Origin of the sequence: Yersinia entomophaga, from assembly GCF_001656035.1 — a bacterium.
Taxonomy (GTDB): Bacteria; Pseudomonadota; Gammaproteobacteria; order Enterobacterales; family Enterobacteriaceae; genus Yersinia; species Yersinia entomophaga.
In genome coordinates this window covers 1,401,836-1,413,478 of sequence record NZ_CP010029.1, presented here as the reverse complement: position 1 = coordinate 1,413,478, position 11,643 = coordinate 1,401,836, and the positions used below count along the sequence as shown (strand labels likewise).

Sequence of the window (11,643 nt, the reverse complement as noted above, 5' to 3'; positions counted from 1 at the left end):
GCGAAGGCATGATTTCCCAAGCCTCAGGAGTATCCAGCAGTAATTTTTATCTTGATGGGTACGACGATAACCGTTTTGCGTTGGCGTCTGCGAAAGGGTTAGAGCTGGCGAGAAGTGGCAATCTGTACATCGACGATACGCCGGGACTTTCACTGTCTCACATCGTTTCTGAGTGCCGCCGCATCAAGCGCGAACGTGGTGTTGTAGGCATGGTATTAGTTGACTACCTCACACTGATGTCAGCCGAAAAAGCAGACCGTAATGATCTGGCTTACGGGATGATCACCAAGGGGCTAAAGAACCTCGCCAAAGAACTTGATTGCGTTGTCGTTCTGCTGACTCAGCTAAACCGTGATTTAGAAAGGCGCGTCAATAAGCGGCCTCAACCAAGCGACTCCCGCGACACAGGACAGATTGAGCAAGACTGTGATTACTGGCTGGGAATATACCGCGAAGGTGCTTACGACGAAAACGCCAATCAGCAGGACACCGAATTACTACTCCGGCTTAACCGGCACGGCAGCGGCGGGGTGGTATTCGTCGAGCAACGTCATGGCGCAATCTATGACTGCAACCAGGATCAGGCTAAAGCAAAGGCGGCTGAATCTGAGCGCCGGTCAACTAAAAAACAAGGTGGTTTCTAATGGAACTGACTCGCGAAGATGAATTAACCATTGAGCAATATATTCGCCTTGCTCACAACGGCTACACCGGCCCGGTATTTATCTGGCTTGACCGGCTGAAGGAGCTTCACATGAAACGCGCACAACTGATTGCCTGGACTGCTATCACCTGCGCCAGATACGAATCGAAGAGGGCTGCATGATGGACATAACTAAATCGCGGGAAGAGTTTGAAGCTTGGCTTAAATCGAAATCCCACGAAACTTACCGCCTTGCATTTGAGTGTGGCGACGATGGCGAGTTAACCAACTTAGCTAAAGCGTCAGTGTTAGATATGCGGACAGCGTGGCAAGCGTCGCGAGAAAGCATTGAGGTGGAGTTTCCAGACCAGCGAGATGAAAACTTCGACACTGATACCGCCTACAACGAAGGGTTGAGTGCCACCGCCAACGCCCTCCGAACTGCTGGCATTCGAATCAAGGGAGAGAGTGAATGAAAACAACGGAAGCCGTAATGTGCGTAGCATGCAGATATCACCACTTGAAGCTAGAGAGGGTTGTCATGAGTGATGAGTCTTCTGGCACCAAAAGAAAATGCTGCCCAAAGTGTGGCTGTGGCGGGTTTATTAACGTTGAGGTAAAGCCATGAAAGAATTAGATAGATTTACATCTGAGAGGCTAGAAAGCCTTTGCGATTATCGACCAAACAGAGTCACTAATCTGATTAATTTCAGGGAAATCGCAGCACTAGCCCGCATCGCGTTAGCTGCAAAGAGGGCTGAGCCTGTTGGTTATTTAGAGCAAAACCATTTGGATTATCTTCGATCCGGTTCTGATGCTGATATTTGGCCTGAGGGCGGTGCAGGTGATATCCCTGTCTATCTCGCCCCACAGTTGAACTCTCCGGTAATTCCGGAAGGTTGGAAACTATTACCGAAAGAGGCAACTTTAGCCATGCTCACGCTATTGGGATTAACAGGCAGCTTTGAAAGTATGCAAGAGCGCTATGCCAATATGCTAGCCGCCGCACCGGAGAAGCCACTATGACAAAGCATACCTATCTACTCCGAAATACCCAGGTACGTGACAACGCCATAGCAGCGATCCGCAGTGTGCCGCTTGATGAGAAAAAGCCGATTGAGGTTCTCATTCAGGAGAAGAAACGCAGCAATGACCAGAATCGGAAAATGTGGCCACTTTTGCACGACCTATCAAAACAGGTTCTCTGGTTCGGTGAGAAGTACGATGAAGCTGACTGGAAAGACCTGATTACTGCGATGGTGGCTAAGGCCAAAAATCAGGATCAGCGTACGGCTCCTGGAATCGGCGGCGGGGTGGTGATGTTCGGCCAGCGTACTAGCAAGATGCGAGTGAGTGAGATGGTGGAGGTTATCGAGGCTATCTACTGGTTCGGCACTGAGCAGGGCGTGATATTCAGCGATGCATCCAAGCTGGAAATCGAGTGGGCTAACCGGTGGGGAAATACACCATGCGACAAAGGCAAAGCAGCATAGTTTTCGCCCTAGACAATCTTATCTTCCGCAAGACATCCCGAACCAAACCTAAACCCCCAATCCCCGCCAGCGAAATACCCACATATGACGCTATCTATCCGTTATTAGCTAAACGCTGGCTAAGACTCAGGAGTAGAAAGAATGCCTGATATTTACCAAAAGATTAACGGGGCCGATTACCGACGAATATTTGTCGTTGGTGATATCCACGGCTGCCTGAATAAGCTCGATGAGAAATTACTCTCAGTAGATTTCGATGAGAGCAAAGACTTGCTGATATCCGTAGGCGACCTGATTGACCGAGGTTCACAGAACGTCGAATGCCTCGACCTGATAACGCAGCCTTGGTTTCGTGCGGTTCGTGGCAATCATGAGCAAATGGCGATTGATGCACTGGATGGAAAATATGGAATGGCTGAATGCTGGGTAGCTAACGGCGGAATGTGGTTTTTCTGTCTCGACCCCGACCAAAAACTATTGGCAACCAGCTTAATTAATCAGGCCGCTGCGCTGCCGCTGGTGATCGAAGTGACAACTGACAGCGGTAAATATGTAGTGGCCCACGCCGACTACCCTGGCAATGAATATTATTACGGAAAGCCGGTTAGTGAGGAGCTTGTTATTTGGAATCGGGATCGCGTGGGTGACGCTATGGATGGTTTAGGTGCAGAAATAACTGGGGCAAAGCAGTTTATCTTCGGCCATACGCCAATGAGTAAACCCAGCCAATTTAAAAACCAATTCTATATCGACACTGGTGCGGTATTTGGGCGTGAGTTAACAGTTATCCAGATTCAAGGGGAGCAGGCATGACTCAGTTACCGCAATCCGTATGCGTGTATTGCTTCTTGATGCTTAACAAGGGTGAAACCTACGCCCATCAGAAATGCGTTGATAAAGCAGCGAAGGAGGCCGGGAATGATAGCCAAGCTCCCGAAGAGTCGAAATTGTAAAGTGTGTAAAACGAGATTTAAACCGGCCGCGATATACGAGTGGTGGTGCTGCGAAGAGCACAAAATAGAATACGCGGTTCTGGTTATGAAAGAGAGGCGAAAGCAGAACTACGATAACGAGATTAAGCAAAGGCAGGAGCGGCAAAAGGAGGATCGGAAGCAGCTAAAAGTCAGAAGAATTAATGCCCACCCCAAAACGTATTGGATTAAGCAGGCGCAGCAAGCCGTCAACGCCTTTGTAAGAGCACGAGATTCAAACCTACCCTGCGTATCATGTGGCACCACTTCAGCAGCACAGTGGGACGCAGGGCACTACAGAACAACCGCAGCAGCACCTCAATTCAGATTCGACCCCCGGCAAATCCATAAACAATGTTCAGTATGCAATCAGCACAAGAGCGGGAATATCGTTCCGTACCGCGTCGAGCTGATTAAGCGCATTGGAATTGAGACAGTGGAGGCTATCGAAAACAACCACGAACGCAGCAGTTACAGCATTGAAGAGCTGAAAAGCATTCGAGATTACTACCGGCTGGAACTGAAAAAGCTAAAACTTCTCCAGGAGGCAGCATGAAATCCAATGTATGGCACGAGCTTGCAAAAGCTCCACGCAGAAGTTACYTGGGTAAATTACAGCGCATCACTCCAGTGCAGGATCGGTGGGTAAGGTCAGTCCTAAATATGTGGGGGCAGGCTGTCGGTGGTGACACCGCGCCGACAGGGAGTTGTGGTGTTATTGGCCGACTAATGATTGTCAGTGCGTGGGATGAAAATAAAGGAGCCTCAATTGTGAAGACTGTGGAGGACCTCCACAAATTGGGCTACCGGGGAACCGAATTATTCCAGAAGGCCAAAGAGATAATTAACCCGAGAAACTCATTCAGCAATCTTTTCGCGCGCGCCAACGAGGGAGAAGAAGCTGCATTTGTCGATCAGGTAGTCCTCAAAGCATTTACTCAAAGCAATCCGATTCGTGCTGTAGCTATTCAATACTATTGTGAGCGCAAAGACATGCAAGAAATCGCATGTTACCTAAATCGCGTTCACGCCCCGCACCTGACGCTAAAGCAATGCATTGATCGGATCAGGTGGTGCCGTGAGATATTCAACGCAACATTATTTCACTTGTTGAGGTCGGAAGTGGAGAAAGAAAACCTACTAATCGCCGCATAAATAGAAAATATTTACGTAATGTATTGCTTTTAAGTTTTGAAAGTGTATATTTCAGTTAAGCTCGGACGTCAAAGGCGAAGAGCGGTGGTGGTAGAGGGGTAGTAAGTAAACGGCGCTTGTGAATGCCGTCTTGAGCTGACTCACCACCACAAAAATTAGAAGCCTCGGTTAATCGCCGGGGCTTTTTGCATTCTACATTCGCATGGGTACTGGATTGGTTAATCCAATCGTTGTGAAACAGTATCCAGCCGAATGTGGTGAATGCAGGCACCGATGTGTGGGGATACAAGTGGAACACCAGTGAAACGATGTCGGCGAATTCCCCGCCACCACATACCAATTTTAAGGCTCACTTCGGTGTGCCTTTTTTATTTAGCTCCCGTCAAAACAGTCAATCACTGAAAACACGCTCACACTTTCGAATGACTACGACGGGAGCTATTCCCTACACAACAGCACCCGACCAAATGCCGGGGAAGATTTTCCCCAAACGGGGGGTGGGTCATGAAAATGTTGAAATCACCGGATGTATGGATGCTCATCATTGCCTGGATAGCAGACCACCGGGGTGAGTTACTTAGCGCGGCACTGGCTGCGTTGATGGCTTACTTGCGTGGCTGGTATGCCGGAGGAGGTAAAACGCAACGTATGCTTGATGCGGCCATGTGCTCAGTGATGGCATGGTTTATCAAAGATGTATTGGTTATAGCCGGGCTGAACCCTGACTGGTCATTAATTGCCAGCGTGTTCATTGGGTACATGGGTACGGATTACATTGGTTCGGTGCTAAAGCGCATCGTTGGCAATAAGACAGGGGCTGACAATGCAAATCAGTAGCACCGGAATCAATCTAATAAAACAATTCGAAGGCTGCAAATTGACGGCATATCCAGACCCTGGCACCGGCGGCGCTCCCTGGACAATTGGTTACGGCTGGACTCATCCAGTAGATGGTAAGCCCGTGGTTCGCGGCATGACTATCGATCAGCCTACCGCCGACCGGTTGCTGAAATGCGGAGTTGTCCAGTTCGAGCAGGGCGTTAACCAGATGCTCAAAATCGGCGTAACCCAGAATCAATTCGACGCCTTGGTATCGCTGGCCTACAACATCGGAACCCGAGCGCTCAGCACATCGACGCTGATGAAAAAGGTAAACGCGGGTGATGCAAAGGGCGCTGCGGATGAATTCCTGAAATGGAATAAAGCAGGTGGGAAAGAAATGAAAGGCCTGACTAATCGCCGGGCGGCTGAGCGTGAGCTTTTCCTGTCATGAGTCGCGTAACGGCAATACTCATCGCTGTAACGGTGGCTCTGCTATTCGGCCTGATGTATTACCACGGGCAAGTAACCAGGCTACAGCGCGACGTCTCTGACATTACCCAGATAGCCAACAGCAGACAGTCAGCCATTGACACGATGCTAATTCAGCGCCAGCAGGTTGCTGCTATCGATATCAAATACACCAAGGAACTGGCAGATGCCAAATCTGAGAACGAGCGCCTTCGTGCTGATATCGCTACTGGTGCTAAGCGGTTGCAGCTCAACGCCAGCTGTAAGCGATTGCCCGAAGCCACAGCCACCTCCAGCAGCGTTGATGATGCCAGCGCCAGACTTACTAACGCCGCTGAACGGGATTATCTCAGTCTCCGCGAGCGAATCGGAATTGCAACCAGCCAAATAAACGGCTTGCAGGCGTATATCAATAACGTTTGTCTTGCGAGGTAAGAGAAGGTGGGGACAGCATCCCCGCTGAATTAATCACCCAACTTTGCGGTAAGGGTAGCCAGCTTTTTTGATATGCGCATCAAAATACTGCCCCTTAGACGGTGCGTTCATTAATGACGTGTGAATGGAGGCCGGGACTCTCGAATATTGATAAATACCGCCTCCTAGAAAAGCAATTTCCAAAGTGGAACTTGCACTATCGTAACCAACTGAATGAAGGTTTGAAGATGAAACAGGTTGACGAATCAATTGATAAATCTCCTTTAAGTGGCAAAAGTGCCAAAGAGATGATCGAACACTTTAAGAAATATAACTTCGTGGATGATCACGGACACAGGCTAGACATGTGCTTGGACTTCACAGATTTGATTGAAATGGCCGTTTCGTAGGCTTGTTAGGCAAAAAAACACAAAAGGCTCGACTTAGGTCGGGCTTTTTTTATGCAGTAAATCCAGCGCATCGCAGCGCAAATCACTCAGAACCTTTCAGGATGACCCTTGAGGAACCGGCTGGCTGTCGGAGCCTTCTGAGGGCCGTATTCCTGTGCGAACAAGGTTCATCACTAAAAGGTATATCCGAATGAACATTATCCCTCTTAGCTATAAAGGCGAATCAGTACGCTTTAACACTGAAGGTTGGGTAAACGTCACTGACGTTGCTGAGAAATTTGGTAAGCGCATCGACAACTGGATGAGGCTAGCTGAAACGCTTGAATACATCCGGGCGCTGGATGAGGCAATGACTGGTGTGGAGTCTGAAATTCTACATCCCTCGAAATGCAGGTATGTAAAAACCAGTAAGGCGAGAAAGGATCGCGGAGGTGGTACATGGCTTCATCCAAAGCTATCGGTCGCTTTTGCGCGTTGGTGCGATGCTCGGTTCGCTGTCTGGTGTGATTTGCATATAGATAGCTTGTTGCGTGGTGAGCTAACGGAGCAGCAAAACTATGACCAGGCCTGCCGAATTCGCGATGACCGGAAATCAAAAGCAAGTGGTGGTGCACGAGAAATGGCACGTTGGCGCTGGGACAAACCTGCCCTAGAAGCAACCGTGGAATTCTGGCAGGAGCAACTGAAGTTAACGCTCGATATTGCCAGCTAAAAGAAAAACTGAGAGCCACTTTCACAACGGCTCTCCATTAACTAAAAGCACTCATATATCAGATAGGCGATCCCGACCAAAGAGGCCATCCCTGTAAAGGTTAGCCCCAATGCCAGGGTGGAGTAGCTCACTGTTGCAGCCATGTACCAACTTTTAAATTTAGCCCACATAGTCATCATCCTTTTTGTTTTGCAAAAGAATGACAGTCAAATCAGAGGGATGGAAATTGGTTGTACAGATCAATAATCGGCTATTGATCGTTTAAAACGATCGTTGAACAACGAGACGGGTCAACTCCGTCAAGCCGTAGCAAGGCTGCTATCTCGCTTTATTGCAGGCCACGGATTCAAATTTGAAGTAAGGAAATGATGGTGACCGATAAAACTGAGTTTGCTCGCGTCGTTCCAGAAATAATTCAAGATAAGGCCAGCGATTGGCTGCTTGGGAAGCTTGATGAAGAACTTGATGCGTTAAGAGATTTGGGGGCATCAGGGGTAGACATTACTCAAATTCTACCCGGATCCATCAGGGGGGCTAAGTTTAGAGCCGAACTTATTAGAGAAACCTTTATCACGCAGTATTCAGACGAGAAATAACCATGGCAAGCCTGACACAGAAGCAAGAGACATTCTGTCAGGCATACATCGAAACGGGTAATGCTTCTGAGGCATATCGGACGGCGTATGCTGCTGACAAGATGAAACCTGAGACCATTAACCGGAAAGCTAAAGAGTCATTAGACAACGGCAAGATCACGGCAAGGATTGCCGAATTGCAGGGTGAGATTAAGCAGCGCCATCACGTCACTGTTGACTCTTTGATTAGAGAATTGGAAGAGGCTCGGAAATCAGCTTTAGCGGCTGAGACGCCACAATCATCAGCAGCCGTAGCCGCAACAATGGGCAAGGCCAAGTTGACCGGCCTGGACAAAGTGATTGTCGAGCTGAGTGGCGGAGTTAAGGTCGAGCACAAATCTATTAAGGACATCTTCGATGGCTAATCCACATTTCAAGCCATTCGCCGAAAGCGCTCCATACAAAATAGCTTACGGCGGCCGTGGAAGTGGGAAGTCATATTTCTTTGCGGAACTTGCCGTGGAGGTTGCACGACGCATTAACACGGTAATTTTGTGTACTCGCGAGTTTCAGGGTTCTATTAGCGACTCAGTCCACAAATTGCTATGTGAGACTATCGATCGTCTCGGTTATTCCACAGAATTCGAAATCCAGAAAAACACAATCATTCACCTAGCAACCGGTGCTAGCTTCGTATTCTCCGGCATTAAAAACAACGTCACAAAAATAAAATCCATACAGGGCGTTGGAATCTGCTGGGTAGAAGAGGCCGAGGCGGTAACAAAAGACTCATGGGATGTACTGATTCCATCCATACGAGGCGACAAACACTCAGAGATATGGGTGAGCTTTAACCCGAAGAACATTCTTGACGATACGTATCAGCGCTTCATCGTCAGGCCTCCTGCTGGGGCGATTGTTCTGAAAGCCAATTACAACGACAACCCTCACTTCCATGACTCACCGCTCCCTGCGCAAATGGCTGAATGCAAAGAACGTGATTACGACCTTTACCTGCACATTTGGGAAGGTGAGCCGGTTGCCGACAGTGACTTGGCAATTATCAAGCCATCGTGGATTGCTGCCGCTATAGATGCCCATAAACTGATTGGCTTCGCCCCTTCTGGTCGTAAGCGAGTCGGTTTTGACGTAGCAGATGAAGGCGAGGATAGCAACGCTACAACACTGGCCCACGGCTCTGTTGTCATGGACTGCCAGCAGTGGAACAAGGGTGATGTAATCACATCATCTGATCGCGTCAAAAACTACGCAGAAAGCGTCACAGCAAGCGAGATTGTTTACGACTCCATTGGCGTGGGTGCAGGCGTAAAAGCTCACCTGAGGCGCGTCTGTGCGATACCGTCCAGCGGATTTAACGCAGGTGCTGCCGTATTCAAACCAGATGCTAAATATGCTGAAGGCAAGACCAATAAAGACATGTTCTCCAATATCAAGGCTCAGGCATGGTGGGGAGTCCGTGATCGCTTCTTCAATACATGGCGAGTGGTTAAGCACCTCGAAGCCAACCCCAACGACAAAGAATTCATCAAACAATTTTCAGACGATCAGCTAATCAGCCTTAGCTCCGGCATTAAACAACTGGAATACCTCAAGGCTGAGCTGTCACGCCCATGGGTTGACTACGACAATAACGGTCGCGTGAAGGTTGAGAGCAAGAAAGACATGAAGAAGCGTGGCATACCGTCACCAAATATGGCGGACTCGCTAATCATGGCATTTGCTCCGGCGCACAAACCATTCAACATTCCTGACGAGATACTGCAATGACAAGAAAGAAGGCTGTGCGAACAGCTCAAGCCGTGCAAGCACCTCGGCGGGAACTGGCGAAGATTACAAATGCGCATCTTGATGCGGCGTCTGCTGCGAATGGCGAGAAGCCATTTGCTGAGTTTAAGCGTTACGAACCGCTACCAGGTGTGATTCCAGAAGATAAAGAAGAATCCGCTCTAGCGATGGACTCCACGCCTTACGATGTCATCAACGGCATGTTTATTGGTGGTGAATATTCTGGCTTTCGTGGCTACCCTATTTTGGCGGCAATGTCTCAGCAGGTTGAGTATGCGAACATGCATACCATCATGGCTGACGAGATGACGCGAAACTGGATTGAGGTGAAGAGCACCAAAGAGGGTGATCCTGATATCGACCTAATGGATAAGGCGCTGACCAAATACGACATTAAGCGCTTGATTCACGAAGCCGTAAGGCAGGACTCAGAGTATGGCGTGGCACACATCTTTATTGATGTTGGCGCCGATGACCTTGAGAACGAAAAACCCCTATTTCTAGACCCGCGCAAGATAACTAAAGGCTCACTTAAAGGCTTTCGTTGCGTAGACCCTAATTGGGTTTATCCGGCGATGTACAACTCAAACAAACCGCTTAGGCCAGATTTCTACAAACCCCAAGCATGGTTCGTGATGGGGGATACGGTGCATGAGTCTCGATTCATCGATATCGTTAGCCGCCCAGTGCCCGACATTCTAAAACCATCATATAACTTCGGCGGTCTTTCGCTGACGCAGTTAATGGAGGATTACGTTGTTGACTGGCGAGATGCGAAGAAGAACGTGATAAAGATTCTTCGAACTCTTCGAATGCGGGCGCTGAAGACGGATATGGATGCTAGGTTAGAAATCCCTGGTGAATTTGATAAGCGCATTAAAATGTTCACCAAGTATCAGGATAACTTTGGTATATGGGCTCTCGATACTGAAGAGGATCTGATTCATATGCAGACATCACTGAGTGAGCTGTCAAGCATCCTATCGAATTACCAAGAGCAACTCTGCATACCATCACGCACCACCAACCTGAAGATGTTTGGTAACGCCCCAGCAGGTTTGAATGCCAGTGGGGATGCTGAGATTGAGACGTGGCACGAAACGATATCCGGCTCGCAAGAACTGGACTATCGCAGAGCCATTGAGAACATCTTCAAGATTATCCAGCTTTCAGAGTTTGGCGAACTGAAGCCCGACATCTACTTCGAGTTTAAACCGCTTGATGAGGTCAGCGATGATGACCGTGCCAACACCAACAAGACTCGCGTTGAAACCGTGGTTGCTGCTGCTGATAGCATGCTGATTAACTCTGAAGAGGCGCGAGACGCACTGAAAAGCATTGAAGGTGCAGGATTCGAAAACCTGAAGGGTGACTATGAACCGGAAACCGAAGAAGAGTAGAAGCCTTCGGGCGGTCAACTATAACGCCGGTAATATCATTTGGTATCGCAGAGAGTTACTGGCTGTTATCAGAGAAATGAATGACGATGTTAAGAAACAAATCGTCCCGATATTTGAAGATAACCCACTGGCGATGGACGCTAACCCGGTTCAATTGTTGCGTAGTGCTTTGCGTGCTCTGTCTAGGAAGTGGGTAGAGCGCTTCATTAAGATGGCGCTACCTACTGCCGAATCAGTGACAAACAAGACTGGCGAGGCTGTTGACCGCTCATTACTTGCTGCTGCCCGTAAAGACTCAATGACAATTAACATGCAGTGGACTGAGGCTATGCTCGAAAAGCGAGAGGCTATCATTTCAGAGAATGTGGCGTTAATCCGCTCCATTCCTGAGAAGTATTTCACTGAAGTGGAATCGATGGTGTTTCGCTCAGTAGCCAAGGGTGGCGACCGCAAAGGATTGGCTGACGAAATGGAAGCTAACTTTGGCAAGCGTCATGGTATTACTCGCAGGCGTGCTGAATTCATTGCACGTGACCAGGTACGCAAGGCTACCAGCGCACTATCCAACGCAAGGCAACAAGCGGCAGGGATTAAGCGAGGCATCTGGTTACACAGTGGCGGCGGTAGCGAACCCCGCAAGAAGCACGTTCATGCTAACGGGAAGGAGTTCGACCTAGATAAGGGCCTGCCAATCGGTGACAAAGGGCAGCATGTGTTGCCGGGTGAAGAGCCTAATTGCGGGTGTGTATGGAAGCCAGTATTGCCATTCTGAAA

The 11,643-nt window shown here is 48.9% G+C and carries 19 protein-coding genes; 18 read left to right on the top strand and 1 reads right to left on the bottom strand.

The window, feature by feature from the left end; translation table 11 throughout:
- From PL78_RS06410 to PL78_RS06360, 11 genes are all read left to right on the top strand, one after another.
- Positions 1-644 (top strand): DnaB-like helicase C-terminal domain-containing protein (locus tag PL78_RS06410; RefSeq protein ID WP_275482565.1); only part of this gene is annotated, 644 nt, incomplete at its 5' end.
- Positions 644-826, top strand: coding sequence for a hypothetical protein (locus PL78_RS06405; RefSeq protein WP_064514101.1), 183 nt, complete (start codon positions 644-646; stop codon positions 824-826). The genes PL78_RS06410 and PL78_RS06405, both read left to right, overlap by 1 nt.
- Entirely contained in the window at positions 823-1,119 is a 297-nt protein-coding gene (locus PL78_RS06400; RefSeq protein ID WP_064514099.1) for a phiTE_015 family protein, read from the top strand. The genes PL78_RS06405 and PL78_RS06400 overlap by 4 nt, the downstream gene beginning before the upstream one ends.
- A gap of 148 nt (positions 1,120-1,267) precedes the next feature.
- Positions 1,268-1,669, top strand: a complete 402-nt coding sequence (locus PL78_RS06395) for a hypothetical protein (RefSeq protein ID WP_064514097.1) — start codon at positions 1,268-1,270, stop codon at positions 1,667-1,669.
- Positions 1,666-2,136 (top strand): recombination protein NinB, encoded by a 471-nt coding sequence (locus tag PL78_RS06390; RefSeq protein ID WP_064514095.1) that lies wholly within the window; start codon positions 1,666-1,668, stop codon positions 2,134-2,136. Before PL78_RS06395 ends, PL78_RS06390 begins: the two co-directional genes overlap by 4 nt.
- A gap of 150 nt (positions 2,137-2,286) precedes the next feature.
- The gene (locus PL78_RS06385) at positions 2,287-2,949 is read left to right on the top strand and encodes a metallophosphoesterase (RefSeq protein ID WP_064518293.1); all 663 of its coding nucleotides are present in this window, start codon (positions 2,287-2,289) and stop codon (positions 2,947-2,949) included.
- Between the two features lie 105 nt (positions 2,950-3,054).
- Positions 3,055-3,663 carry a recombination protein NinG gene (locus PL78_RS06380; RefSeq protein ID WP_420822908.1) on the top strand — a complete coding sequence of 203 codons (609 nt, stop codon included), beginning with the start codon at positions 3,055-3,057 and terminating at the stop codon, positions 3,661-3,663.
- Positions 3,660-4,262 carry a DUF1133 family protein gene (locus PL78_RS06375; protein WP_064514094.1) on the top strand — a complete coding sequence of 201 codons (603 nt, stop codon included), beginning with the start codon at positions 3,660-3,662 and terminating at the stop codon, positions 4,260-4,262. The genes PL78_RS06380 and PL78_RS06375 overlap by 4 nt, the downstream gene beginning before the upstream one ends.
- Before the next feature lie 504 nt (positions 4,263-4,766).
- Complete coding sequence (locus tag PL78_RS06370) at positions 4,767-5,099, top strand: phage holin, lambda family (protein WP_064512138.1); 333 nt, start codon at positions 4,767-4,769, stop codon at positions 5,097-5,099.
- On the top strand, positions 5,086-5,535 hold the full coding sequence (locus PL78_RS06365) for a lysozyme (RefSeq protein WP_064514091.1): 450 nt from the start codon (positions 5,086-5,088) through the stop codon (positions 5,533-5,535). Before PL78_RS06370 ends, PL78_RS06365 begins: the two co-directional genes overlap by 14 nt.
- Positions 5,532-5,987 (top strand): lysis protein, encoded by a 456-nt coding sequence (locus PL78_RS06360; RefSeq protein WP_064512142.1) that lies wholly within the window; start codon positions 5,532-5,534, stop codon positions 5,985-5,987. The genes PL78_RS06365 and PL78_RS06360 overlap by 4 nt, the downstream gene beginning before the upstream one ends.
- Positions 5,988-6,020: 33 nt before the next feature.
- Here the strand turns inward: PL78_RS06360 and PL78_RS19520 are convergent, their stop codons facing one another.
- Positions 6,021-6,170, bottom strand: a complete 150-nt coding sequence (locus PL78_RS19520; RefSeq protein WP_235601031.1) for a KTSC domain-containing protein — start codon at positions 6,168-6,170, stop codon at positions 6,021-6,023.
- A gap of 44 nt (positions 6,171-6,214) precedes the next feature.
- Here PL78_RS19520 and PL78_RS20575 point away from each other — a divergent pair, with 44 nt between their 5' ends.
- The 7 genes from PL78_RS20575 (at position 6,215) to PL78_RS06325 (ending at position 11,641) form a co-directional block, all read left to right on the top strand.
- On the top strand, positions 6,215-6,376 hold the full coding sequence (locus tag PL78_RS20575) for a hypothetical protein (protein WP_167349938.1): 162 nt from the start codon (positions 6,215-6,217) through the stop codon (positions 6,374-6,376).
- 190 nt (positions 6,377-6,566) lie between these two features.
- The gene (locus PL78_RS06350) at positions 6,567-7,088 is read left to right on the top strand and encodes a KilA-N domain-containing protein (RefSeq protein WP_064512148.1); all 522 of its coding nucleotides are present in this window, start codon (positions 6,567-6,569) and stop codon (positions 7,086-7,088) included.
- 365 nt (positions 7,089-7,453) lie between these two features.
- Positions 7,454-7,684 carry a hypothetical protein gene (locus tag PL78_RS06345; RefSeq protein WP_128821925.1) on the top strand — a complete coding sequence of 77 codons (231 nt, stop codon included), beginning with the start codon at positions 7,454-7,456 and terminating at the stop codon, positions 7,682-7,684.
- 2 nt (positions 7,685-7,686) lie between these two features.
- Entirely contained in the window at positions 7,687-8,088 is a 402-nt protein-coding gene (locus PL78_RS06340) for a terminase small subunit (RefSeq protein WP_064514087.1), read from the top strand.
- Positions 8,081-9,451, top strand: a complete 1,371-nt coding sequence (locus tag PL78_RS06335) for a PBSX family phage terminase large subunit (protein ID WP_064514085.1) — start codon at positions 8,081-8,083, stop codon at positions 9,449-9,451. The genes PL78_RS06340 and PL78_RS06335 overlap by 8 nt, the downstream gene beginning before the upstream one ends.
- A complete protein-coding gene (locus PL78_RS06330; protein ID WP_064514083.1) occupies positions 9,448-10,869 on the top strand; it encodes a phage portal protein in 1,422 nt (473 codons plus the stop codon). The genes PL78_RS06335 and PL78_RS06330 overlap by 4 nt, the downstream gene beginning before the upstream one ends.
- Positions 10,844-11,641: a phage head morphogenesis protein gene (locus PL78_RS06325; protein ID WP_256966770.1), complete on the top strand. Its 798-nt coding sequence runs from the start codon at positions 10,844-10,846 to the stop codon at positions 11,639-11,641. The genes PL78_RS06330 and PL78_RS06325 overlap by 26 nt, the downstream gene beginning before the upstream one ends.
- The last annotated feature ends 2 nt before the right edge of the window (positions 11,642-11,643 follow it).